The sequence below is a fragment of the Mesorhizobium sp. Pch-S genome (assembly GCF_004136315.1).
Classification (GTDB): domain Bacteria; phylum Pseudomonadota; class Alphaproteobacteria; order Rhizobiales; family Rhizobiaceae; genus Mesorhizobium.
Map to the genome: position 1 here is coordinate 3,580,108 of NZ_CP029562.1, position 23,035 is coordinate 3,603,142.

Sequence of the window (23,035 nt, forward strand, 5' to 3'; positions counted from 1 at the left end):
TCATGCCTACATCGACCGAAACCCATAAGCCAGCCAATGTCAGGCTGGGCAACTCGACTCACTTCTCATCCGGAAACTCCGTCCCCAGGCCCGGCGATTTCACCGCCGATGCGCGCGTGCTGATGCTGATGGCCATCGCCGTCGTCGTCGGTACCGCTTCCGTCGGGACTGCCTGGATACTGCTCAGGCTCATCACTCTCTGCACCAACCTGGCGTATTATGGCCGGTTCTCGCTGGAAGCCTTGCCGATCGCCGGTTCGCCGCTCGGATGGGCTATGGTCGGAGTGCCGGTTGTCGGTTGCCTGATCATCGGTCTGATGGCGCGTTTCGGCTCGGAGAAGATCCGCGGCCACGGCATACCGGAGGCAATCGAGGCGATCCTGATCGGGCAGAGCCGCATCAGCGCCAAGGTTGCCCTGCTCAAGCCGCTTTCGTCGGCAGTTTCGATCGGCACCGGCGGCCCGTTCGGCGCGGAGGGCCCGATCATCATGACTGGCGGTGCGGTAGGCTCCTTGATCGCGCAGATGATCCATCTCAGCTCCAGCGAACGGAAGGCGCTGCTGGTGGCGGGCGCAGCTGCCGGCATGACCGCGATCTTCGGCACGCCGCTTGCCGCGGTGCTCCTGGCCGTGGAGCTGCTGCTTTTTGAGTGGAAGCCGAGGAGTTTCCTGCCAGTGGTCGTCGCGGTGGCCGTTGCTGCGGCGGAGCGGACGCTGCTGCTCGATCCCGCGCCGCTGTTTGCCTATACCGGTCAGATGGCGCCCTCGTTGCCGGCCTTCCTGTCATGGATGCTGGTTGGTCTCGCCATGGGGCTGGGTTCCGGCCTGCTGACGGCCATGGTCTATGGCACCGAGGACCTGTTCGAGAAGCTGCCGATCCACTGGATGTGGTGGCCTATGTTCGGCGGCGTTGTCGTCGGTCTTGGCGGTACGATCGAGCCGGCGGCCCTGGGTGTCGGCTACGACAACATCCGTCATCTGCTCGCCGGCGACCTCGTTTTCAAAGCAACGCTGCTGCTGCTTGTCGTCAAGGCGATCATCTGGGCGGTGGCGCTGGGTTCTGGCACATCCGGTGGCGTGCTGGCGCCATTGCTGATCTTCGGTGGAGCGCTTGGCGCGCTGTTGTCGCCCGTACTGCCACAGGCCGATAATGGTTTCTGGGCGCTTCTCGGCATGGCGGCGATGATGGGAGGCACGATGCGTGCGCCGCTGACGGCAACGCTTTTCGCGATCGAGCTGACCGGAGACCAGCATGCGCTGCTGCCTTTGCTGGTTGCCTGCGCGATCGCCTATGCCACCACGGTGCTCCTGCTCAAACGCTCCATCCTCACCGAAAAGATCGCCCGCCGCGGTCTTCACATCACGCGCGAATATCAGGCCGATCCGTTCGAACAGGCCTGGGTCAAGGATGTCATGGTGAAGGAGCCGGACGTGATCGATGCGTCGTGGACAGTGGGTGAAACTATCGACTACTTCATGAGTGCCGATCATCGCCATAAAAGCTATCCCGTCATCGCATCGAACCGGACCGTCACGGGAATGGTCTCGCGGGGAGACGTACTGGCCTGGCTCAGCGACACCAGCAGCGTCGATCGTGCCGCCAGCCTTGGCGACATGCTTGTCGAGGAACCTTTGTTTGGCAGGCCGGACGAACTGGTTGGCCATCTGGCGGATCGCATGGCGGAAAACGGCATCGGCCGCGTGCCGGTGATCGACGCGTCAGGCAAACTGGTGGGCCTCGTCGCTCGCAAGGATCTTCTTGCTGCCAGGGCGCGGCGCGTTGCCGAGGAACGCGACCGCGCAAGGCTGCTCATGCGGCAACCACGAGTTAGCAAGGCCGCAGGGGCAGCCGGTTCAAGACAATTCCGCGCCTAGAGCATTTTGTAGCCAAGTGGAATCACTTGGCGTTACAAAAATGCGACTAAACAAAAACTTAGAGCGTTTCCGCGTTTCCGTGAAAAACGGAAACGCTCTAGGTAGCCGGTGCTGGCTCGGCTGCAGGCTGAGCCTGCTGTGGTTTCAGGACGGCCTCGACAATACCGCGCGCGATTTCACGCTCGCCCATGATGACGGTGTTGGCCCCGAGCCCTTCCAGATGTTCCACTTCGGCATCGGAGTGAGCGCGGGCGACGATCTCGATCGTCGGGTTGGCAGCGCGGGCTAGGAGCGCGATGCGGCCAGCTTCGAAGGCATTCGGGATGGCCAGGATCAGCCGCTTGGCCAGGCTGGGATTGGCTGCCGCGAAGATGTCCTCCTTGGCGGCATTGCCCATCACGGTTTCTATGCCATCGGCCTTCAGGCGGCTAATCGTCTTGTCGGCGTCTTCGACGACGAGGAAGGGTTCATTGGCTTGTTTCAGCGCGGCACCCACAAGGCTGCCAACACGGCCGTAACCGATCAGGATGGTGTGGTCGGTCAAGGTGGTGGGCGTCGGGGCATCATCCTCCTCTGCTTTTTCACCTGTGGTCGCCACCTGTCCGACCGTCGTTGCCGGGCCGATCGGGGCGGCAGCGACCGCGACGCCATCAGCTCCACGCCGCTGCTCCAGCCATGGCTTCAGCCGGTCGACCACCAGGAACATCACCGGGTTGAGGATGATCGAGAGGATCGCGCCGACAAGGATCAGGTCGCGGCCTTCCTCGGGCAGAAGCTTCAGGCCGACCCCGAGTTCGGCCAGGATGAAGGAGAACTCGCCGATCTGCGCCAGGCTGGCGGAAATGATCAACGCCGTCGCGATCGGATAGCCGAACAGCAGGACGATGGCGAAGGCCGCCAGCGACTTGCCGATGACGATGATGAAGAGCGTGCCCAGAACCGGCCAGATGTGCTGCATCACGCTGAACGGGTCGAACATCATGCCGACCGAAACAAAGAACAGCACGGAAAAGGCGTCGCGCAGCGGCAGCGATTCCTCGGCAGCGCGATGGCTGAGCTCGGATTCGCTCATCACCATGCCGGCGAAGAAGGCGCCAAGTGCCAGCGAAACCCCGAACAGCTTGGCGGCGCCGAAGGCGACGCCGAGCGCGACGGCCAGCACGGCCAGCCGGAAGAGTTCGCGCGATCCGGTATGAGCGACATAGTGCAGGACCCAGGGGATGACCCGGCGTCCCACCACCAGCATCAGCACCACGAAGGCGACCACCTTGGCCAGGGTGACGCCGACCACGCCCCAGACGCCGTAGCTGGCGGTCAGCCCATAGAGCCCGCCCGGAGGAGGGGCCTGATCCACCCCGCCGAGCACGCCGGCGAGCGCCGGCAAAAGCACCAGCGTCAGCACCATGGCCAGGTCTTCGACGATCAGCCAGCCGACGGCGATGCGGCCCCGCTCGGTCTCGACCAGGCGGCGTTCCTGCAGCGCACGCAGCAACACCACGGTGCTGGCTACCGAAAGCGCCAGGCCGAAGACCAGGCCGGCGCCAAGCGACCAGCCGAGCATCCAGGCCAGGCCCCAGCCGAGCAAGGTGGCGAAGCCGATCTGCACCACCGCACCGGGCAGCGCGATGGCACGCACGGAAAGTAGGTCCTTCATCGAGAAATGCAGGCCGACGCCGAACATCAGCAGGATGATGCCGATCTCGGCGAGTTCCAGCGCAAGACCCTGGTCGGCAACGAAACCGGGGGTGTTGGGGCCGACCAGAATGCCGGCCAGCAGATAGCCGACCAGAGGTGGGATGCGGAAACGATTGGCTATGGCGCCAAAGACAAATGCCAACCCCAGACCGACGACGATGGTTGCGATAAGGGGAGTGTCATGCGGCATGGTCGATGGAGCGCCCTTCTGGTCTAACGCATCGGCCCGAAAATCGGAATCGATTTTCGGAAAGCTCGATGCGCAGTTTCAAGTGTTAGAGCGTCCTTTACGCGTCCAAACGGACGCGTGGCGCTCTAACGATGTTGGATGAGCGCCGCCCTGAGCCGCCGCCTTCTTGCACTATGGGGATGGCGACGGTGCCGTGCAACCCCGCGAGGTCATTGAAATGCATGCGAAATGCACGAGCGGGGAGATTTGATGAACCATGCGACGATCCCGGTGCCCTGATGCTTAATTCTACTAAATAGATAGAAATTAGAAAAATGTGTTTTGCGGAGAGCCCCGACGAGCGCTAGAAGGGCCGCCTAAGATATAAAAGCCCGATCCCGTCGATCGATTTTTGGCGTTGGGAGAAAATTTTTCTCCGGCCCCTCATGCTTTCAGAAAAGAGATTGCATCCAAAACGAAGGCGCGCGAGTGCGTTCCTTCTGCTCTTTCCCGCATGCGCGTAGAAATGCCAGCCTGTTCAGGGTCTTACCGCAATGCCGCATGCCACCCCCAAGCTCAATGCCTTTCCCGTGTTCATGCGGGTGGAGGGCGAAGCCGTGATCATCGTCGGCGGTGGCGAGGAGGCCTTGGCCAAGGCACGGCTGATTGGCCAGTCCAGCGCCCGTGTCGTGATCGTCGCCGAGCATGTGGAACCGGCGCTGCGCGCCTGGATTGCCGAAAACAGCGCCAGTCACATTGCCGAAGCTTACCACAGCCGGCATCTGGCCGGTGCCGTGCTGGTTTTTGCCGCAACCGGCGAGGAAGCATTCGACCGGCGGGTTTCGAGCGATGCACGCGCCTTGAACATTCCGGTCAACGCGGTCGACCGGCCCGAATTGTGTGACTTCTTCACGCCGGCCCTGGTCAATCGCGCGCCTGTTGCGGTTGCCATCGGCACGGAAGGTGCCGGCCCGGTGCTGGCGCAGATGATCCGTGCCCGGATCGATCAATTGCTGTCGCCTTCGCTGGGGCCGCTCGCTGCTCTTGCCGCAACCTTCCGCGAAGCAGCCGAGCGCATCCTGCCCAAGGGAAATCGCCGTCGCCGCTTCTGGGCGGATTTCTTCGCCGGCTCGCCTGCGCGGGCCGTGGAGGCCGGCAACCTGTCGGCAGCCCATGACGCTGCTTCCAAACTGCTGCTTTCCGACGCGGTCTTCGGCGGCCACATAGCTCTGGTTGGCGCCGGACCCGGTGCGGAAGATCTGCTGACTTTGCGTGCCCAGCGTCTTCTCATGGAGGCCGATGTCATCGTGTTCGATGCACTGGTTCCGGAAGCTGTCGTTGCCATGGGTCGTCGCGACGCGGAACGCCTGGCTGTCGGCAAGCGCAAGGGCTGTCATTCGAAGTCGCAGCTCGAGATCAACTCGTTGCTGGTTTCGCTCGGTCGTGAAGGGCGTCGCGTGGTGCGGCTGAAAAGCGGCGACCCGCTGGTGTTCGGCCGCGCCGGCGAAGAAATGGCCGCGCTGCGCGAAGCTGGTGTTTCCTATGAGGTGGTGCCCGGCGTCACTGCCGCCTTCGCTGCCGCCGCCGATTTCGAGCTGCCATTGACACTGCGCGGCGTGACCTCGTCGATGGTGTTCACCACCGGCCACGACCTCAAGGGCGGCGCACTGCCGGACTGGGCGAAGCTTGCCATCTCCGGTGCCACGGTTGCCGTCTACATGGGACGCAGCGTCGCCGCCCATGTCGCCAGCCGGCTGATCGAAGCCGGCCTTTCGCCCGATACCGCGGTTGCCGTGGTCGAGAATGCCAGCCTGGCCAACCGCCGCCGTTTCCATGGCACGCTGGCTGACCTGCCGTCGCTCGAGGCGCGTAGCGACCTGACAGGCCCGGTCATGACCATCATCGGCGATGCGGTCGCCGGCGCCAATTTCGACCATTCCGAGCCGCTGGCGGCCGGCAAGCATCGAGAGGCCGGACTGCCGGTCATCCAGGGAGCCGTTTCATGAAGATCCTGACTGCAAACCGTCTCACCGATGGCGAAGCCGTCTGGTATGCCGGCGGCGCCTGGGCCGAAACCATCGACAGTTCGGAACTCGCCGCCGACAAGGCTGCCGAGGAGCGTCTGGAAGCCATCGGCGCCGCCTCTTTTGCCGCCAACGAGGTGGTCGACGTCAATCTCATCGACGTCGAGATCGTCGATGGCGTCATTCATCCGCTGCGCCTGCGCGAAAGAATCCGCGCTGCAGGTCCCACCAACCGCAATGATCTCGGCAAACAGGCACGCCCGACCGCAGCCTGATCACGACAAGCGGGTGCTTAGGCATCCGGAGGACAAGACATGTATCGCTACGACGAGTTCGACCATCAGTTCGTGCAGGCCCGCGTCGCCCAGTTCACTGACCAGGTGGAGCGCCGCCTTGCCGGCGAAATCACCGAAGACCAGTTCCGGCCATTGCGCCTGATGAACGGCGTCTATCTGCAACTGCATGCCTACATGCTGCGCATTGCCGTCCCTTATGGAACGCTGTCGTCGAAGCAGCTCAGGATGCTCGCCCATATCGCGCGCAAGTACGACAAGGGCTACGGCCATTTCACCACGCGCCAGAACATCCAGTTCAACTGGCCGGCGCTGTCCGACATACCGGCGATCCTGGCCGACCTTGCCTCGGTCGAGATGCATGCCATCCAGACCAGCGGCAACTGTATCCGCAACGTGACCGCCGACCATTTCGCCGGCGCCGCTGCCGATGAGGCCGCCGATCCGCGCCCCTATGCCGAGATCCTGCGCCAGTGGTCTTCGGTGCATCCGGAGTTCTCCTACCTGCCGCGCAAGTTCAAGATCGCGGTGACCGGTGCCGAGCGTGATCGCGCAGCGATCCAGACCCATGACATCGGCCTGCATCTGAAAAAGAATGCGGCCGGAGAGCTCGGATTTGCGGTCTATGTCGGGGGCGGCCAGGGTCGCACGCCGCTGGTGGCCAAGAAGATCCGCGATTTCCTGCCGGAAGAGCACCTCCTGTCCTACTGCACGGCGATCCTGCGCGTGTACAATCTCTATGGACGCCGCGACAACAAGTACAAGGCGCGCATCAAGATCCTGGTGCACGAGACCGGCGTCGAGGAATTCACGCGCCAGGTCGAAGCCGAGTGGGCGGAGCTGAAGGATGGCGAACTGACGCTGCCCGAAGCCGACATCAAGGCGATCGACGCCTATTTCGCGCCGCCGGCACTGCCTGCGCGACCAGAGGGCGACGAAGCGATCAAGCTGGCGCGACTGGATTCACGCAGCTTCTCCGAATGGCTCGACCAGAACGTCGTTACCCACCGCAATCCGGATTATGCGGCGGTGACGATTTCGCTGAAGGGCATTGGCGAGGTGCCGGGCGATGCCTCCGACAGCCAGATGGACGCGGTTGCCGATCTTGCCGAGACATATGCATTTGACGAAGTGCGCGTCAGCCATGAGCAGAACCTGATCCTGCCGCATGTCGCCCGCGCCGATCTCAAGGCGATCTACGACCGGCTGGCTGAGATCGGACTGGCGACTGCCAATTCAGACCTGATCTCCGACATCATCGCCTGCCCCGGGCTCGACTATTGTGCGCTGGCCAATGCGCGCTCGATCATCGTGGCGCAGAACATTTCCAAGCGTTTTGCGTCGCTGGAACGGCAGCGCGACATCGGCGAGCTCAAGCTGAAGATTTCCGGTTGCATCAACGCCTGCGGCCATCACCATGTCGGTCATATCGGCATTCTCGGTGTCGAGAAGAAGGGTGCGGAACTCTATCAGGTCACGCTCGGCGGTTCGGCCGATGAACACACATCCGTCGGCGAGATCATCGGCCGTGGCTTTGGTCCGGACGAAATCACCGATGCCATCGAAACTGTCGTCGAAACCTACCTGGCTGTTCGCCTCGACAGGTCGGAAAAATTCCTCGATGCCTATCGCCGTGTCGGCCCGGCGCCGTTCAAGGAGGCGCTCTATGCTGGCGAAGCCAAGGCCGCTTGATCAGGCCGTGCCCGGAGAAAGCGGCGTGGCGGCACAGGCCGCTGCGTTCGAGGCGTTGTACGGGCACCTGAGCGCGCACGAGATCATCGAGCGGGCTGTGTCGGACCTGTTTCCGGGTGAACTTGCCGCGGTGTCTTCCTTCGGCGCGGATTCGGCGGTGCTGCTGCATCTGATCGCAGAGGTCGACAGGCACTTGCCGATCATCTTCCTCGACACCGGCAAACATTTCGAGGAAACGTTCGATTATCGCGACGCGCTGGCCGCCGACTTCGGCCTGACCAACATCCAGGTCGTCACGCCTGACGAGGCCGCGCTGGCCCGGATCGATCCGACGGGCAAGCTGCACGAGACCAACACCGACGCCTGTTGCGACGTGCGCAAGGTGGAGCCGATGGCGCGTGGCGTCGAGCCGTATCGTGCCTGGTTCACCGGGCGCAAACGCTTCCAGGCTTCGACCCGCGCGGCACTGCCGGCGTTCGAAGCGGTCGGCTCACGCATCCGCATCAATCCGCTCGCGCGTTTCACCACCGCCGACCAGGCCGACTACATGCGCCAGCACGCGCTGCGTGAAAATCCGCTTGTCGCCTATGGCTATCTGTCGATCGGTTGTTTCCCCTGCACGCAGCCGGTGCAGCCAGGCGAAGATGCCCGCTCCGGGCGCTGGGCCGGTCACGCCAAGACCGAGTGCGGCATTCACCTCTCTGGCCTGGAGAAGTCGCTCACGGATGCGTCTTTGTAAATCAGGGAAGTAAGGCAGCAAGGCAAACGCCGATCCAACCTTACTGCCCTAGTCCCTTACCCCTTCTCCGCACTGGAAATTGACGGAAGAATAAGCCATATGCTCGCCTTCATGACCGAGACTGCAAAGCCCGAGATGAATGCCGCGCCGGCGTTGCGCCTGTGGACCCCAAAAGGGTTTCGTGAGGATGACTGGACGCATGCCGAGACGGCCGAGGCGCTTTCCGGCAACGGCCGCTTCATCCTGCCGTTGCAGGTATTCCTCGATCTCGATCCGCAGGTGAGGGCATCGGCCCGGGAACGGCTCGGTGTTTCGCTGCAGCCAGGTGACCAGCTGGACAAGGTCGTCGACCTGCTCGACCAGCTCTCGCTGGTGGCATTGGCTTTCCCGGCGTTCACCGATGGCCGTTCCTTCTCCAAGGCATCGCTGCTGCGCAGTCGCCACGGTTTCGAAGGCGCGATCCGGGCAACGGGCCAGGTGCTGATCGATCAACTGCCGCACATGTTGCGTGTCGGCTTCGACGAGTTCGAGATCTCGCATCCGGTGCTTCTCAAGCGCCTGGAAGAGGGCCGACTGGACGGGCTTCCTGTCTATTATCAGCCGGCAGCGGACACGTCAGCGCCGGCCGGCGGCTACAGCTGGCGCCGCACCCCAGGCAACTGACCACGTATCGACGCGAAACGATCGGCCAAAGGTCCAATTCGCCGGGTTGGTTGCATCTCTTTACAACCCTGAGGTTTGAGGTTTCTCTCTGCTGACGGACGGAAACATCCGCCGCCATCCCGGGGAGGCCCTCATGAAGTTCGACTACGTCATCGTCGGCGGCGGTTCGGCGGGCTCGGTACTGGCCGCTCGGCTCTCCGAAGATCCGTCCGTCAGCGTGTGCCTGCTCGAGGCTGGTGGTGAGGGCAGGGACATGCTGATCCGCGCGCCAGCCGGGATCGTGGCGCTGCTGCCGGGCCGTCCGAAGATCAACAACTGGGCCCTTGAGACGGTGCCTCAGCCGGGACTGAATGGACGCAAGGGCTATCAGCCGCGTGGCAAAGCGCTGGGTGGCTCCAGCGCCATCAACGCGATGCTCTATGTCAGGGGCCATCCGGCCGACTATGACGACTGGGCTGCTGCCGGATGCACGGGCTGGTCCTGGGACGATGTGCTGCCTTACTTCAAGCGCGCGGAGGGCAATCAGCGTGGCGCAAGCGATCTGCATGGCGGCGACGGTCCGTTGCGGGTTGCCGAACAGCAAAGCCCGCGCGCGCTCAGCCACGCTTTCGTGGCGGCATGCGGCGAGAACCAGATCCGGCCGAACGATGATTTCAATGGGGCCGAGCAGGAAGGTGCCGGGCTCTACCAAGTCACCCAGTTCTGGGGTGGAAAGAGCAATGGCGAACGCTGCTCGGCGGCGGCGGCCTATCTGCATCCTGCGATGTACCGCAAGAACCTCACCGTGGTCACCGGTGCCCATGCCACCGGCATCGTGCTGGACGGCAAGCGCGCCGTGGGTGTCCGCTATCGGACCGCCAATGGCGAAGCCTTTGCCCAGGCAGGGCGCGAGGTCGTGGTTTCGGGTGGTGCGTTCGGGTCGCCGCAACTCCTGCTCCTGTCCGGCATCGGGCCCGGCAAGGAACTCGCGGCCCAGAACGTCGCGGTGACCCATGATCTGCCGGGGGTCGGCAAGAACCTGCAGGACCATCTCGATTTCATCATGAGTTGGAAGTCCAGGGAAACCGACATGATGGGCCTTGGCTTCAAGGGCACGATCAACCTGGTGAAACACATCCTGCAGTGGCGCAAGGACGGTACCGGCATGATCGCGACGCCTTATGCGGAAGGTGGTGCCTTCATGAAGTCGGAGCCGGGGCTCGAGCGGCCGGACCTGCAACTGCATTTCATCATCGCGATTGTCGACAACCACGGTCGCAAGATGCACATGGGCTACGGCTTCTCATGCCATGTCTGCGTGCTCAGGCCGCATTCGCGGGGCGAGGTGACGCTTGCGAGTGCCGATCCGCTTGCCGCGCCGCGCATCGATCCGCGTTATCTTTCTGACGAGCGCGACGCGGCGTTGATGCTCAAAGGAGCGAAGATGATGCGCAATGTGCTTGAGGCACCGGCGCTGGCGAAATACCGCCACAAGGAACTCTACACGGCAGGGGTCACCAGCGATGCCGAGCTGATGCACCATATCCGCTCGCGCGCGGATACGATCTATCATCCCGTCGGCAGCTGCCGAATGGGTACGGATGACATGGCGGTGGTCGACCCGCAACTGCGTGTGCGCGGCCTCTCGGGCCTGCGGGTGGTCGACGCCTCGGTGATGCCGACGCTGATCGGTGGCAACACCAACGCGCCGACAATCATGATCGCGGAAAAGGCTGCCGACCTGATCAAGGTCGCTGCCGCCTGACGGAAACGCCGCCCTAGCGGCCGCGCGTGCTGCTTTCCTGTGCGTCGAGCTTCTCAAGCAAGGTGCGCAGCGGTTCCGGAAGCTCGTTCACGACCTTGAATGTCGGCAAGCTATGCAGGAACCGCTGGTTCGAGCGATCGGAAAACTGACGCCTGATCTGCGTCGTCAATGGATCGTGCTTGACTGCATTGGTGCGGGACATGGCCTCAAAATCCTTAGTCGGCCTTGAAACTTCCCCGCCGGTGAATCGTTCCCATATTGCGTCAATTTGGCAAGCGAGGAACGAAAACAGCGTAAAATTTGATTTAATTCGTATGTATTGGCTGCTTTTGAATTTCGGCAGCCGTTGCTTGCCGGAAATACCCTTTCCCCTTGATTTTTGAGTCCCAAACCTCGATATCGGGCACAAATCCAGAACCAACCGGCATGACGGGAAATGGCGATGAGCGACCAGGCAAAAGACGAACGCGCGCCTGAAGATATCGAAGCGGTGGAAGCCGAAACGGAGCGCGCCGAAGGTGGCGTCGATGGCGATTACGAGGCGCTGGTTCGACTGCTGAAGGAAAACGAGGAACTGAAGGACAAGGCGCTGCGCACCGCAGCCGAGATGGAGAACCTGCGCCGCCGCACCGCGCGCGACGTTCAGGACGCCCGCACCTATGCGATCGCCAATTTCGCACGCGACATGCTTTCGGTGTCGGACAATCTCGCGCGTGCGCTGGAGGCGATTCCAGCTGAGGCAAAGGCGTCCGCCGACGCCGGCCTCAAAGCCCTGATCGATGGCGTCGACATCACCGAGCGTGCCATGCTTGGCGCCCTCGAGCGTCACGGCGTGAAGAAGCTTGAGCCGCAAGGCGAGAAATTCGATCCGAACTTCCATCAGGCGATGTTCGAAGTGCCTAATCCGGATGTTCCGGCCAACACGGTCGTCCAGGTCGTGCAGCCGGGCTATTCGATCGGGGAGCGCGTGCTGCGCCCGGCCATGGTCGGCGTCTCGAAGGGCGGCCCGAAGGTCGCTGCCGAGCCTACCGAGCCCGGCCCGGTCAACGAGCAGGCCGAGAAGGATGCCTGAGCAGGCAGTCGGCAACAGGCAGTCGGCAAAATAGGAAAAGGGCGCCAGGTGAGAACCGCGGCGCCCTTGGCTTTTGCAGCACGCTGCATATAGATTCCGGCTGCCGACTTACTGCCGCTCCAGCCTCAGGCTTCCGATGTCCGCCATTACCTTCATCGATTATGCCGGCGTTGCGGTGTTCGCGGCGACGGGGGCGTTGGCTGCCTCGCGCAAGCAGCTCGACATCGTCGGTTTCCTTTTTCTCGCTGCGGTGACCGGTATCGGCGGAGGCACTTTCCGCGACCTGATCCTCGGCGTGCCGGTGTTCTGGATCGGCAATCGCGATTATGTGCTGATCTGCACCGTGGTCGCCCTGGTGGTGTTCTTTGGCGCACACCGTGTCGAATCCCGCTACAAGCTTCTGCTGTGGCTTGATGCGATCGGCCTTGCCGTCTTCGCGGTGATAGGGGCGGCGAAAGGCATGGCGATCACCGGTTCGCCGGCGGTTTCGATCATCATGGGCATGCTCACTGCCTGTTTCGGCGGAATCCTGCGCGATTTGCTGGCCGGTGAACCTTCCGTGCTGCTCACACCGGAAATCTACGTGACAGCGGCAATCATCGGTGCCGGGGTCTACACGGCTGGCGAGCTTCTCCATCTGCCAGGCCAGGTCTCCTATCCCGCCGGCGTGCTTGCGGCTTTCGCGGTGCGGGGCGGTGCGCTGAAATTCGGCTGGTCGTTTCCGCCTTACAAAAGTCGTCCAGGACGACGCCCGGAAGATATTCCGTAGATCTCATCGACCCGGCTCCGGGGCGAAATTACCTGCTGGAGGCTTTCTCCCGTCCGGCCAGCCATGCCCTGGCTTTCGTTTTCGGAACCTGGGTCAGCCAGGTCCGCTCCAGGCGATGACGCAACTCGTCGTCCGACACGGCATTCATGCGCACAAGCAGCGCCGGCCAGCCCTTGTAGTGATCCGTCTCGAAATAGACGTCGGGCGCTGCCTGGAGCAGCATTTCCTTCTCGTCGAGCGGGCACATCACCACCGCCGTTTCCGCGTCCTTGACGCGGGTGAGCAGTTTCTTGCCGGCCTTAAGAGCCGGAGTGCCATAGGATGTGGTCTCGACAATATCGGGCAGCTCTCGAACGGCCTGTTTCAGGCGTTCGAAGATGGCGGAAAAGCCGTCAGCCATCGTCGTTGCTAGGCGGCGAAACGCTGCCCTTCGCCGCCATAATAATTCAGGTAGCGGGCGCCGATCTCGCGCACGGGCAACACGATGAAGACGTCGACGGTCTTGAAATCGTGGTCGATGACACAGCCGTCGCCGATGCGTGCACCGACGCGCAGATAACCCTTCACCAATGTCGGCATCGCAGCGATCGCGGCCTTGGTGTTGACTGCTTCGATCGGCATCAGGTCCATGGAGCAATAGCGCCCGTCATTGGCGCGGATATCCCAGGCCGGGCTGGTGCGGCAATGATGCGCGAGATAGGTGAGGGCCTCGGCATGCGCGGCCGGAACGATGCCGTGGAACGAAGCGCAACCGGTCAGGACACCGATGTCGTAGTGCGTGAAATACGCCCACAGACCCTGCCACAACGCTTCGATGGTGCGCTTCGAGCGGTATTCGGGCAGCACGCAGGAACGGCCGAGCTCGAGGAAGCGCTGGCCAGGGTGCTTGGCGATGAGCCGCCTCAGTTCGAATTCATCCTCGGAATAGAAGCCGCCGGCGCGAACCGCGGTTTCCTGGCGCAGCAGCCGGTAGGTGCCGACGATGCGGCGATGATCCGGGCCGGGCAGGGCGTTGTCGAATACCAGGAGGTGATCGCAGACAGGATCGAAACGATCCGCGTCCCGCCGTTCCAGTGACTGCAGGCGGCTCTTGCGGGCACCGAGCTCATCGTAGAAGACACGGTAGCGGATTTCCTGGGCGGCGGCGATTTCCAGTTCGTCGCGGGCCAGCCGCACTTCAAGGCTGCCGATCTTGCCCAAGGTACCGGTGATGGACTCGATCGTCCTCATCCTCTGGATCGCGCTGCCTCCGGTGTTCCCCTGCATCTCACCTTGCGGCATCGCTGTATGCACGAGTGATTCTCCTTCGAGCCATCCCTCTTGGCGTCGGGATACGATGTAGGTGCTACAGGATTGTGACAGTACCGTGATACAAAGTGAGGAGCAAGGGGAAGACGGCAACGAACCCCTGCCTAGCCGGCTTACCTAAGGGTGCGAAATTGCGGAATCAGGCGGCGGCCTGGCTCTCTACGGCGTGTACCAAAGCCTGTGGATCAAGCGGTTTTGTGACGAAACCGGAGGCACCGTGGGCCAGAACGGCATGACGGGTTCTTTCCTGGCTGTCAGCCGACAGCACCATGATCGGTATCGGCGCCACACCAGACGCTTCCTCATGACGGCGAATCGCCGCGATGGCGTCCATGCCGTCCATCAGCGGCATATGCAGGTCCATCAACACAACATCGTAACGTCTGGCGGGGTTTTCCGTCGCGACGGCATCGACGGCAGCGCGGCCATTGTTGACGATGTCGACGTGATGTCCTGCCTTCTGAAGGCTGGCACGGGCGAGCATTGCGTTGATGTCGTTGTCCTCGGCGATCAGCACCGAAAGACCGCCTGTCGGACCTGCCGGTGCGATCGAGGAATGGTTCGGGCCGGGCAGTGGGCCGCCGACAGCGGCGTGGCCGGCCAGGAGCACCCGCAGCAGGGTTTCACCGCGCACGGGGCGGGCCAGGAACGTCGCGTATCCGCCGGCGCGGAACTCGACCAGGGCACCACGGTCCGATGGGGCGATAAGCGTCACCGCCTCGCATGCCACGAAGCCAGTCTGCCGCAGCCGCTTGAGCGTCCGGCACTCCTTGTCTTCCTGGCGCGCATCAATCAGGAGAACATTGCAGAACCCCGCGAAGGGCAAGGCCTGGGTGGCGTTGGCGACGATTTCAGCGCGGCCGCCATGGGTGCGGATGGTCCGTGCAATCGCTTCGGCTTCGATGGTGTTTTCCGAAATGATGACAGCGCGACGATCGGTCAGCACGCCGGTGCGATCCTCGGTCGTTTCGATCGCTTCCCGTGCCGGCAGTTCGAAGATGAATTCGGAGCCTTCGCCGGGGGCGCTGGAAACGCTGATCGTGCCGTTCATGGCCGCCGCCAGCCGTCGTGAGATGGCCAGTCCAAGGCCGGCGCCGCCATGCTTGCGGGTCGATGTGCCATCGGCCTGCTCGAAATCCTCGAAGATGCGATCCATATCGGCTTCGCTGAGGCCTGGCCCGGTGTCGGTGATCGAGAAGACGATGCGGTCACCGCTGTCGGCGCGCCGGCGCGTGACGCTCACCAGAACTCCGCCTGTTTCGGTGAATTTGACGGCGTTCCCAATCAGGTTGAGCAGCACCTGCCGAACGCGACCGGGATCGGCCGTGATGATCTGAGGCACATCCGGTGCGACGTGGCAGGCCAGGCCGATGGCTTTGGCGAAGGCGCGCGCGGCGAGAAGCTCCACGACATTGTCGGCGATCTCGCGTGGCGACATCGGTTGAGGTTCGGGTGCGAAACGGCCAGCCTCGATCTTGGAATAGTCGAGCAGGTCCTCGATCAGGGCCAGCAGCGCGCTGGCCGATGTCGAGACCGCTCCGACATAGGTACGCTGTTCAGGCGTCAGCCTGGTGTCGGCAAGAAGCTTGGCCATGCCCATGATGCCATTCATCGGCGTGCGGATCTCGTGGCTGACGGTGGCGAGGAAGCGCGACTTGGCCTGGCTGGCATATTCGGCGCGCTCGCGGGCGTTGATCAGTGAGGATTCCGCCTGTTTGCGCGCCGTGATGTCACGCGCGATCGCCCGGTGGGAAACCTCGGCACTGTCCTTGTCGCGCATCGATAGTTCAATCCACGAAAACCAGCGCGGACCGTTCTGCGTACGGATGGCGACGTCGGTTGAACTCAGGCAGTCATGGTCGGAAAAAGCTGCGTCCGGAACGATGCCGATGTCGATGCCGAGTTCCGTCAGCAGCATTCCGGCCAGATCGGTCTGGCTCTGCCCGACGAGGTCGGCGAAGACACGGTTGGCGTAGACGATGCGGCCGTCGCGGTCGCGATGGACGACCAGGTCGCCGAGTGCATCGATGAGACCACGAAAACGCTCCTCGCTTTCCTGCATCTCCCACATGCGGTCGGCCATGGTTTCGATTTCGGCACGGCTGCGGGCTGCCGTGTCGTCGAGGATCGAGACCGCGGTGTGCTCACTGCGCCGGTTGCGCACGAAGAGAGCCAGGCCGGCAATGCCGGTCAGCAGCACGCCCAGGGCGATGAAGGGCGGTGCGCCGGTGAGATGGGAAAGACCGGCGAGAACGACAAGTGCAACGAAAATGACGAAGGGCAGGCCTTCGTGCTCGCGCCTGTCCAGCGTTGGCACCAGTGGTGGCGTCGTGGCCAGCACGCGACGAGGCGTTGCCGGCTCAGCCGGATTCGCCTGATGCTCACCCTCCACCTTTATGGCAGCTCTGTCCCCTATCATGCAGCTATCTTAGCCACAGATAAATTATGGAAGGCTGGGTCGAACCGTTCGAATTTTAGGAATTGGCCGGTTTTCCTTTGACGTCCTGCGGCGGACGCGGAGTATGGAGCCGCTTCGCAATCATTGTAACTTCGGCCCGATGATCGAGATTCGTTTGCTTCGCCAGTTCATTGCCGTTGCCGAAGAGTTGCATTTCCACCGGGCTGCAGAGCGGCTGCATATGGCACAGCCGCCTCTCAGCCAGGCCATCCGCCGGCTGGAAAGCGAAATCGGCGCGCCATTGTTCATCCGGAACAACCGCAACGTGGCTTTGACGCCTGCGGGCATCTCATTTCTGGATACGGCGCGGATCATGCTCGAGACACTGGAAACGGGCGTCGAACAGGCGAGACGGATCGCGTCCGGAACGAGTGGCAGTTTGAAAGTCGTGTTTGTCGGCACGCTGCATTTCAACTTCCTGCCCAAGGTGGTGCAGGCTTTTCGGTCAAGCTTGCCCGATGTCGAACTGATGTTGCGGGAGGGAACGACTGCCGAACAGGTCTCTGCATTGAAAGCGGGCCAGGCGGATATCGGCTTGATGCGGCGGCCAGGCATCGCGGTTCCGGAACTGGTTTTCGAGCGCATTGCGCGTGAAGAGATCATGGTGGCTTTGCCGGAAGATCATGCCCAGGCAGCCGAGGAGCGGGTTTCCCTCGCTGGCTTGGCGCAGGACAATTTCATCGTGACGCCCCGCTCGGAAGGCATGGGATTCTACGACCAGATGATTGCGCTCTGCAATGCGGCCGGATTCTCGCCTCGCATCGTGCAAGAGGCCCGGCAGATCGAGACAATCGCTGGGCTGGTCGCGGGTGGCCTGGGCATTGCCCTCGTGCCGGCCTCCGTCAGTCACGGACGACGGGAAGGCATCGTCTTTCGCCATATCGCGGCGGAGGGAATGGGAGATGCCTTGTTCCTGGATGTGCTTGCAGCCTGGCACGCTTCGAAGTCAGCACCCGCCCGCGCCAAATTTCTCGAAATCGCACGGCAGGCCGGCGGTTTGATATCTTGAGAGTATCAAACCGAATAGAATAATATATTTTACCTACACATTCCGATCGCCCATTCTGGACACCAAGCCAGAGTGGAGCGAACCATGGGCATCGGCGAGAAATCCCGGCAGCGTGGGCAAGCCAGGGCAAATGCCCGCCGATTGGCTGCCAACCGTCGGGAGATCCTTGCAACCATGATCATGGCGGCGTGGTCCGCGCTGTCTCCGGCCCTGGCTGAAAAGCAGAAAGGAGATATCCAGGTGATCCACCAGTTGCGCATCTACGAGATTTTCGACACGAACAAGGCAGCTTTCCATGCTCGCTTCCGTGACCACGCCATCCGTATCATGAAAAGATACGGCTTCGACTTTGTCGCTCTGTGGGAGACGCAGCAACAAGACCGAACCGAGTTTGTCTATATGCTGCGCTGGCCTGACGAGCGGACGATGACCGATGCCTGGGCACAGTTCATGGCGGACGGCGAGTGGTCCGAGATCAAGGAGAAAACCGGCGCTGAATCCGGCAACATGGTCGGCCAGATAACCGAGCGCGTGCTGCGTCCGACCGACTATTCTGCGGCGATCTGACGAAACCTCGTACCTCACGGCCCGGCATCATCGTAGGCGCGCCGACTTTGCTCGATACGGGGCAGATTGTCCTGTATCCAGAAGTTGAGGCCTTCAAGCGCTGACAAAATGCCCGTGCCCATCTCGGTCAGCTGATATTCGACGCGCGGGGGTACTTCAGGAAAATAGTGGCGCGCCACAAGGCCATCGCGCTCCAGATTGCGCAGCGTAAGCGTCAGCATGCGCTGCGTAATTCCTTCGACCTCGTTTTTGAGTCCTGAAAAACGAAGCCGCCTCCCGGGTGCTATCGAAAGGCGCCACAGGACCAGGACGGTCCATTTGTCGCCGAGCCTCGTACAGACACCGTTCGATGGGGATGGTTTGAAGCGGCGGCCAGCCTCGGCAATCTCGTCAGGCCTTGCATGGTGGGATCTGTCCAAGCGTATCATCCTTGTGCCCGAGGCTGGAAAATGTGCCGTCTTCCGCCAGCGTTCCAGCAGTATATATGGGGACCCTTGTTCAACACGAGGGTTCTCGAATGACGAATGACAAGCCTCCAATCCTGGTGTTCGGTGCGACGGGCCGGCAGGGCGGAGCGGTCGCCAGGGCGCTCCGACAGGCGCAGTGGTCCGTTCGTGCGCTGGTGAGGGACACTGCCGCGCCAAGGTCGATCGCGCTTAACGATGCCGGCGTCGAACTGGCACAGGGATCGCTTGAGGATATCGAGGCGATCCGGGCAGCGATGAAGGGCGTGCATGGCGTCTTCAGCGTCCTGCCGGGCAATCTGGCCCAGGAAGAGGAAGTGCGCGCCGGAGTATCCATTGCGGACATCGCCGTCGAGCGCGGCGTTCGCCATTTTGTCTATTCCTCCGGTGCCAGTGCGGGAGACAGGCTGACAGGTGTGGCGCGTTTCGACGCCAAGCCGCGTATCGAGGCGCATGTCCGCAGCCTGCCGATCACCGCAACCATCATCAGGCCGATGATCTTCATGGAGATGCTGGCGAGGCCAGGCTTCGGACTGGAGGAAGGAAGTTACAGTTTCTTCCTCCGTCCGGATCAGGCGATGCAGCTCATTGCCGTCTCCGACATCGGAAAATTTGTAGCCGCGGTCTTCGCCGACAGGAGCCGGTTTGGCGGCGAAACGCTGAAGATTGCCGGCGATACAGTTACCGGCAGCGATCTGGAGGCCGTTCTGACGCAAGCCGCCGGCCGGCCGATCGCCTATGCGCGCTTTTCCGAAGAGACCCTCATGGCCAATCCCGATCTCGGGCACATGGCCGCCAGCCTTGAAACAGGGCCGCTTGCCGACCATGTCGACCTGGATGTCATGCGCCAGATCAATCCGGAAATCATCTCGTTCCGGTCCTGGCTATCCGGGGACGGACTCAAGGCTTTCGAGGAGGCGCTCGGACGGGGAGCGGCCTGAAGTCGTTAATCGGCAGGCTCCATGTCAACGACGACCCGGCCACGGATCTTGCCCTCGACGATGTCGGTTGCGGCGGCAATGATGCCGTCAAAGCCGATGGTGTTGGAAAGCGCCTTGAGTTTTGCCAGATCGAGGTCACTGCCGATGCGCCGCCAGGCTTCGATCCGCACTTCCTTTGGCGCCATGACGGAATCGATGCCGAGCAGCGAGACGCCGCGCAGGATGAACGGAGCGACCGATGAGGGCAGGTCCATGCCGCCAGCCAGGCCGCACGCAGCGATGGCACCGCCATAGGCGGTCATCGAGAGGACGTTGGCCAGCGTGGTGGAGCCGACAGCGTCGATACCACCCGCCCAACGCTCCTTGGCGAGCGGTTTCGCCGGTCCGGTCAGCTCGTCGCGGGCGACGATCTCGGCTGCGCCGAGATCGCGCAGCCAGGCCTCTTCCGAAGCCCGTCCGGTCGAGGCGATGACGTGGTAGCCAAGTTTCGACAGGATCGAGACGGCGACGGAACCGACGCCGCCGGCGGCTCCCGTCACGATCACCGGCCCACGCTGCGGCACGATGCCGTGGCGCTCGAGCGCCATCACCGAAAGCATCGCTGTATAACCCGCGGTGCCGACAGCCATGGCGTCATGCGCCGTGATGCCTTCCGGTAGCGGCACCAGCCAGTCACCCTTGACGCGAGCGCGCTCGGCATAGGCGCCGTAATGGGTCTCGCCGACGCCCCAGCCGTTCAGGATGACGCGATCGCCCTTGCGCCAGTCGGCATGGCTGGATGAGAGCACCGTGCCGGCGAAATCGATGCCGGGCACCAGCGGCCAGCGGCGCACGACGGGCGCCTTGCCGGTGATCGCCAGCCCGTCCTTGTAGTTCACCGTCGTGGCCTCGACCGCAACGACGACATCGCCTTCCATCAGATCGGCTTCAGTCAGCTCGGTGACCGTGACCGACTGTTTCTTGTCTTCGTCGCGAGAGACAAGAATGGCTTTGAAGGTGTCCGGCACTGGCTGCTCCTCGATCCTGGATGAGAAGATCAGGCTAGTTCGAAAACAACCGTGGTCAATCGGCCCGGAGCGCTTCTGCTTTTCGCGGAAACGCTTAAATGCCCTAACTCTTTGTTTTCATGGAATTCCAGAAACAAGACCACTTCGTGCCCTTGCTGGAATTGCTCTAAGGCCGCGGTTGTCGCCGCCAGGTGATGAATTCGTCAAGAACCACGGCTGCAGCTCCTACCGAAATGAAGACATCGGCCAGGTTGAAGATCGCGAAAGACCAGACCGGGGTGTGGAACAGGATGTAGTCGATGACATGTCCGTAGACGGTGCGGTCGATGACATTGCCCAGCGCACCGCCGACAATCAGCGCGAAGCCGATGCGGGCGAGCACCTGGTTTGGTGGGGTTTTCAGAGCCAGATAGAGCACGAAGACGACCACTACCGCGGCAACGGCGATCAGGCCGGTGTCGCTCAGCGACGAAAACATCGAGAAGGCGATGCCGGTGTTGTAAGTGCGGAAAAGCGCCAGAAAGGGGACGAGGTCGATCTTCTCCTGAAAGGGCAGGCCGGTTTCGACCCATTGCTTGATCCATTGGTCGAGCGCGATGGCGACGATGGTCAGCAGGGCATAGGGCGTCAGCGATTTCAGGATCGGTCCTCCAGCGTCAGCGCGCCACGTCTAATCTCGAAAAGCATGACGCCGGTGGCGACTGCCAGGTTCAGTGAGTCCGCGCGTCCGGCTTGCGGGATGCGCAGCAGCCTGTCGCAGCTGGCGGCGAGATCGTCCGGCAAGCCCTGTTGCTCGTTGCCCATCAGGAGCAGCACCGGGCGGTTCGAAAAATCGACCGAGCGATAGTCGACAGCGCCCTTGAGATGCGTGCCGACCACAAGGCCGGGGAAGCCCTTGCGCCAAGACAGGAAGGCATCCTGCGTTGCCCTGGCGACCGGCACGGCGAAGACCGACCCCATGGTGGCCCGTACGGTCTCAAGCGAGAACGGATCGGTGGTGTCGCCGATCAGGATGACGCCCTTGGCGCCGACAGCGTCGACGGTACGCAGTACCGTGCCTAGGTTGCCGGGATCGCGTACGCGGTCAAGCGCCACCCAGACATCGCCATTTTTCGGGCGGACGTCCTTCAGCGTCATGTATTTCTGCGAGAAGACACCCACCACCATCTGCGGATTCTCGCGACGGGTGATGGCGGACAGCACTTTTTCTGAAACCTCGAGCACCATGCCGCCTGCAGCGACGGTGCGGGCGGCGACCTTTTCGACAGCCTGGTTGCCGCGCCCAGCCTTGGCGAAGACCAGCGTCTTGATCTGCCAGCCGAGGTCGAGCGCATCGATGATCAGTTTCAGGCCTTCGGCCATGAACGCATTCTGGCTATCGCGGAATTTCTTCAGCGCCAGCGCCTTGATGTCTTTCACCAGCGGGTTGGCCAGGCTGGTGACCTCTTTGACCTGCCCGACGGCACGGCGGTTCTCATAGTCCGTCATTTTGCCACCCAACGCGAGAAAAGGGAGGTGGAAAGCGCGCGTCCGGCGGACTGCTCACGGATGATCAGTTCGCCTGATTCCACACGTCCGCCCATGCCGGCGAAGGTATCGCGCATCAGGGCATGGGTTGCGAAGAAGGAAGAGCGGATCGAATAGGCAGTCAGGACCACGGCCAGTGGCTTCGGCGTCAGGATCGAGCGGCAGATGTCGGTGAGCGCAGGCAGGTGCTCGAACAATTGCCAGACCTCGCCTTTTGGTCCTCGGCCATAAGCCGGCGGATCGAACAGGATGATATCGTAGCGGCTGCCGCGGCGCTCTTCGCGCTCTGCGAACTTCATCGCATCCTCGACGATCCAGCGGATCGGCTTGTTGCCGAGGCCTGCCATCTCCTGGTTTTCGCGCGCCCAGCCGATGGCTTTCTTGGATGCATCGACATGGGTGACTTCGGCGCCGGCGCGCGCCGCCACCAGCGAGGCGAGCCCCGTATAGCCGAACAGGTTCAATACCTTGACTGGTCGCCTGGTGCTCTCGATCAGGCCGGCCATATGGTCCCAGTGCGAGGCCTGTTCGGGAAAGACGCCGACATGGCGGAAAGACGTGAAGCGGCCGAGATAGTCGATGCCGTCATGTTTCATCGGCCAGGTTTCGCCAAGCGGCTGGCGCGGGAACCGCCAGCGGCCCATGCCTTCCTCGTCAGTGTCGCCGGTGAAGATGGCGTCGACCCGATCCCAGTCCTTGGCCGGCAGTGCCGGCTGCCAGATCGCCTGGCCTTCCGGGCGCACGATGCGATAGGGGCCGTATTGCTCCAGTTTCTGGCCGTTGCCGCTGTCCAGCAGCGCATAATCGGCATTGGGCGCGACTTCGAGGATCAGCGGCAATTTTTCAGCCGGAAGAACGCCTTCGCGGCGGGTCAGCACACGCTGCCCGGTTTCGGCCTTGGTTTCGGGATGGGTTTCGTTTTTTTGTTCGACCGGCCGTGGTGCCCGGTTTTCCTGGCGCTCGGCTTTCGGCTCGGGGCGAAGTGCCTGCTTCTGCCCCTGCTGTCGCTCGGGCTTGCGT

General features: G+C 62.5%; 22 protein-coding genes. 12 read left to right on the forward strand and 10 right to left on the reverse strand.

Annotated elements, in window-relative coordinates:
• The first annotated feature begins 2 nt into the window (after nucleotides 1–2).
• Nucleotides 3–1,874, forward strand: a complete 1,872-nt coding sequence (locus C1M53_RS16725; RefSeq protein WP_129413257.1) for a chloride channel protein — start codon at nucleotides 3–5, stop codon at nucleotides 1,872–1,874.
• 97 nt (nucleotides 1,875–1,971) lie between these two features.
• Here the strand turns inward: C1M53_RS16725 and ybaL are convergent, their stop codons facing one another.
• Nucleotides 1,972–3,759, reverse strand: a complete 1,788-nt coding sequence (gene ybaL, locus C1M53_RS16730; RefSeq protein ID WP_129413258.1) for a YbaL family putative K(+) efflux transporter — start codon at nucleotides 3,757–3,759, stop codon at nucleotides 1,972–1,974.
• Nucleotides 3,760–4,292: 533 nt separating this feature from the next.
• On the opposite strand from ybaL, the gene cysG reads away from it, so the two are divergent.
• From cysG to C1M53_RS16760, 6 genes are all read left to right on the forward strand, one after another.
• A complete protein-coding gene (gene cysG / locus C1M53_RS16735) occupies nucleotides 4,293–5,744 on the forward strand; it encodes a siroheme synthase CysG (protein ID WP_129413259.1) in 1,452 nt (483 codons plus the stop codon).
• Nucleotides 5,741–6,037, forward strand: a complete 297-nt coding sequence (locus C1M53_RS16740; RefSeq protein WP_129413260.1) for a DUF2849 domain-containing protein — start codon at nucleotides 5,741–5,743, stop codon at nucleotides 6,035–6,037. Before cysG ends, C1M53_RS16740 begins: the two co-directional genes overlap by 4 nt.
• A 39-nt stretch (nucleotides 6,038–6,076) precedes the next feature.
• Nucleotides 6,077–7,747 carry a nitrite/sulfite reductase gene (locus C1M53_RS16745; RefSeq protein WP_129413261.1) on the forward strand — a complete coding sequence of 557 codons (1,671 nt, stop codon included), beginning with the start codon at nucleotides 6,077–6,079 and terminating at the stop codon, nucleotides 7,745–7,747.
• Nucleotides 7,722–8,486, forward strand: a complete 765-nt coding sequence (locus C1M53_RS16750) for a phosphoadenylyl-sulfate reductase (protein WP_129413262.1) — start codon at nucleotides 7,722–7,724, stop codon at nucleotides 8,484–8,486. Before C1M53_RS16745 ends, C1M53_RS16750 begins: the two co-directional genes overlap by 26 nt.
• 111 nt (nucleotides 8,487–8,597) lie before the next feature.
• On the forward strand, nucleotides 8,598–9,149 hold the full coding sequence (locus C1M53_RS16755; RefSeq protein WP_129416217.1) for a DUF934 domain-containing protein: 552 nt from the start codon (nucleotides 8,598–8,600) through the stop codon (nucleotides 9,147–9,149).
• Between the two features lie 133 nt (nucleotides 9,150–9,282).
• A complete protein-coding gene (locus C1M53_RS16760; protein ID WP_129413263.1) occupies nucleotides 9,283–10,893 on the forward strand; it encodes a choline dehydrogenase in 1,611 nt (536 codons plus the stop codon).
• A gap of 13 nt (nucleotides 10,894–10,906) precedes the next feature.
• On the opposite strand, the gene C1M53_RS16765 is transcribed toward C1M53_RS16760, so the two are convergent.
• Nucleotides 10,907–11,095, reverse strand: coding sequence for a hypothetical protein (locus C1M53_RS16765; protein WP_129413264.1), 189 nt, complete (start codon nucleotides 11,093–11,095; stop codon nucleotides 10,907–10,909).
• Nucleotides 11,096–11,335: 240 nt separating this feature from the next.
• On the opposite strand from C1M53_RS16765, the gene grpE reads away from it, so the two are divergent.
• Nucleotides 11,336–11,965 carry a nucleotide exchange factor GrpE gene (gene grpE / locus C1M53_RS16770; protein ID WP_129413265.1) on the forward strand — a complete coding sequence of 210 codons (630 nt, stop codon included), beginning with the start codon at nucleotides 11,336–11,338 and terminating at the stop codon, nucleotides 11,963–11,965.
• Between the two features lie 136 nt (nucleotides 11,966–12,101).
• A complete protein-coding gene (locus C1M53_RS16775; RefSeq protein ID WP_129413266.1) occupies nucleotides 12,102–12,734 on the forward strand; it encodes a trimeric intracellular cation channel family protein in 633 nt (210 codons plus the stop codon).
• A 28-nt stretch (nucleotides 12,735–12,762) separates the two neighbouring features.
• On the opposite strand, the gene C1M53_RS16780 is transcribed toward C1M53_RS16775, so the two are convergent.
• From C1M53_RS16780 to C1M53_RS16790, 3 genes are all read right to left on the reverse strand, one after another.
• Nucleotides 12,763–13,134 (reverse strand): MmcQ/YjbR family DNA-binding protein, encoded by a 372-nt coding sequence (locus tag C1M53_RS16780; protein ID WP_129413267.1) that lies wholly within the window; start codon nucleotides 13,132–13,134, stop codon nucleotides 12,763–12,765.
• Nucleotides 13,135–13,142: 8 nt separating this feature from the next.
• Nucleotides 13,143–14,027 (reverse strand): GNAT family N-acetyltransferase, encoded by an 885-nt coding sequence (locus C1M53_RS16785; RefSeq protein ID WP_129413268.1) that lies wholly within the window; start codon nucleotides 14,025–14,027, stop codon nucleotides 13,143–13,145.
• Between the two features lie 154 nt (nucleotides 14,028–14,181).
• Nucleotides 14,182–16,461 carry a PAS domain-containing hybrid sensor histidine kinase/response regulator gene (locus tag C1M53_RS16790; protein ID WP_129413269.1) on the reverse strand — a complete coding sequence of 760 codons (2,280 nt, stop codon included), beginning with the start codon at nucleotides 16,459–16,461 and terminating at the stop codon, nucleotides 14,182–14,184.
• Nucleotides 16,462–16,600: 139 nt separating this feature from the next.
• Between C1M53_RS16790 and C1M53_RS16795 the strand changes: the two genes are divergently transcribed.
• Both C1M53_RS16795 and C1M53_RS16800 read left to right on the forward strand, forming a co-directional pair.
• On the forward strand, nucleotides 16,601–17,509 hold the full coding sequence (locus C1M53_RS16795; RefSeq protein ID WP_129413270.1) for a LysR family transcriptional regulator: 909 nt from the start codon (nucleotides 16,601–16,603) through the stop codon (nucleotides 17,507–17,509).
• Between the two features lie 84 nt (nucleotides 17,510–17,593).
• Nucleotides 17,594–18,076, forward strand: a complete 483-nt coding sequence (locus C1M53_RS16800; RefSeq protein WP_245488178.1) for an NIPSNAP family protein — start codon at nucleotides 17,594–17,596, stop codon at nucleotides 18,074–18,076.
• Nucleotides 18,077–18,090: 14 nt separating this feature from the next.
• On the opposite strand, the gene C1M53_RS16805 is transcribed toward C1M53_RS16800, so the two are convergent.
• Complete coding sequence (locus tag C1M53_RS16805; protein WP_129413271.1) at nucleotides 18,091–18,504, reverse strand: helix-turn-helix domain-containing protein; 414 nt, start codon at nucleotides 18,502–18,504, stop codon at nucleotides 18,091–18,093.
• 89 nt (nucleotides 18,505–18,593) lie between these two features.
• Here C1M53_RS16805 and C1M53_RS16810 point away from each other — a divergent pair, with 89 nt between their 5' ends.
• Nucleotides 18,594–19,481, forward strand: coding sequence for an NmrA/HSCARG family protein (locus C1M53_RS16810; protein ID WP_129413272.1), 888 nt, complete (start codon nucleotides 18,594–18,596; stop codon nucleotides 19,479–19,481).
• Nucleotides 19,482–19,486: 5 nt separating this feature from the next.
• Here C1M53_RS16810 and C1M53_RS16815 read toward each other — a convergent pair whose 3' ends face one another.
• From C1M53_RS16815 to C1M53_RS16830, 4 genes are all read right to left on the reverse strand, one after another.
• Nucleotides 19,487–20,488 carry an MDR family oxidoreductase gene (locus tag C1M53_RS16815; protein WP_129413273.1) on the reverse strand — a complete coding sequence of 334 codons (1,002 nt, stop codon included), beginning with the start codon at nucleotides 20,486–20,488 and terminating at the stop codon, nucleotides 19,487–19,489.
• Nucleotides 20,489–20,654: 166 nt separating this feature from the next.
• Nucleotides 20,655–21,128 (reverse strand): signal peptidase II, encoded by a 474-nt coding sequence (gene lspA / locus C1M53_RS16820; protein WP_129413274.1) that lies wholly within the window; start codon nucleotides 21,126–21,128, stop codon nucleotides 20,655–20,657.
• The gene (locus tag C1M53_RS16825; protein ID WP_129413275.1) at nucleotides 21,125–21,976 is read right to left on the reverse strand and encodes an RNA methyltransferase; all 852 of its coding nucleotides are present in this window, start codon (nucleotides 21,974–21,976) and stop codon (nucleotides 21,125–21,127) included. Before C1M53_RS16825 ends, lspA begins: the two co-directional genes overlap by 4 nt.
• Nucleotides 21,973–22,893, reverse strand: coding sequence for a class I SAM-dependent rRNA methyltransferase (locus C1M53_RS16830; protein ID WP_245488615.1), 921 nt, complete (start codon nucleotides 22,891–22,893; stop codon nucleotides 21,973–21,975). The genes C1M53_RS16825 and C1M53_RS16830 overlap by 4 nt, the downstream gene beginning before the upstream one ends.
• Between the last annotated feature and the right edge of the window lie 142 nt (nucleotides 22,894–23,035).

Coding starts and splice junctions, on each gene's coding strand:
- C1M53_RS16790 (WP_129413269.1), bottom strand. CDS start 16,461: ATGATAGGGGACAGAGCTGCCATAAAGGTGGAGGGTGAGCATCAGGCG.
- C1M53_RS16760 (WP_129413263.1), top strand. CDS start 9,283: ATGAAGTTCGACTACGTCATCGTCGGCGGCGGTTCGGCGGGCTCGGTA.
- cysG (WP_129413259.1), top strand. CDS start 4,293: ATGCCGCATGCCACCCCCAAGCTCAATGCCTTTCCCGTGTTCATGCGG.
- C1M53_RS16805 (WP_129413271.1), bottom strand. CDS start 18,504: ATGATACGCTTGGACAGATCCCACCATGCAAGGCCTGACGAGATTGCC.
- C1M53_RS16750 (WP_129413262.1), top strand. CDS start 7,722: ATGCTGGCGAAGCCAAGGCCGCTTGATCAGGCCGTGCCCGGAGAAAGC.
- C1M53_RS16725 (WP_129413257.1), top strand. CDS start 3: ATGCCTACATCGACCGAAACCCATAAGCCAGCCAATGTCAGGCTGGGC.
- ybaL (WP_129413258.1), bottom strand. CDS start 3,759: ATGCCGCATGACACTCCCCTTATCGCAACCATCGTCGTCGGTCTGGGG.
- C1M53_RS16740 (WP_129413260.1), top strand. CDS start 5,741: ATGAAGATCCTGACTGCAAACCGTCTCACCGATGGCGAAGCCGTCTGG.
- C1M53_RS16810 (WP_129413272.1), top strand. CDS start 18,594: ATGACGAATGACAAGCCTCCAATCCTGGTGTTCGGTGCGACGGGCCGG.
- C1M53_RS16780 (WP_129413267.1), bottom strand. CDS start 13,134: ATGGCTGACGGCTTTTCCGCCATCTTCGAACGCCTGAAACAGGCCGTT.
- C1M53_RS16795 (WP_129413270.1), top strand. CDS start 16,601: ATGATCGAGATTCGTTTGCTTCGCCAGTTCATTGCCGTTGCCGAAGAG.
- C1M53_RS16800 (WP_245488178.1), top strand. CDS start 17,594: ATGGGCATCGGCGAGAAATCCCGGCAGCGTGGGCAAGCCAGGGCAAAT.
- C1M53_RS16825 (WP_129413275.1), bottom strand. CDS start 21,976: ATGACGGACTATGAGAACCGCCGTGCCGTCGGGCAGGTCAAAGAGGTC.
- C1M53_RS16765 (WP_129413264.1), bottom strand. CDS start 11,095: ATGTCCCGCACCAATGCAGTCAAGCACGATCCATTGACGACGCAGATC.
- C1M53_RS16745 (WP_129413261.1), top strand. CDS start 6,077: ATGTATCGCTACGACGAGTTCGACCATCAGTTCGTGCAGGCCCGCGTC.
- C1M53_RS16775 (WP_129413266.1), top strand. CDS start 12,102: ATGTCCGCCATTACCTTCATCGATTATGCCGGCGTTGCGGTGTTCGCG.
- grpE (WP_129413265.1), top strand. CDS start 11,336: ATGAGCGACCAGGCAAAAGACGAACGCGCGCCTGAAGATATCGAAGCG.
- C1M53_RS16755 (WP_129416217.1), top strand. CDS start 8,598: ATGACCGAGACTGCAAAGCCCGAGATGAATGCCGCGCCGGCGTTGCGC.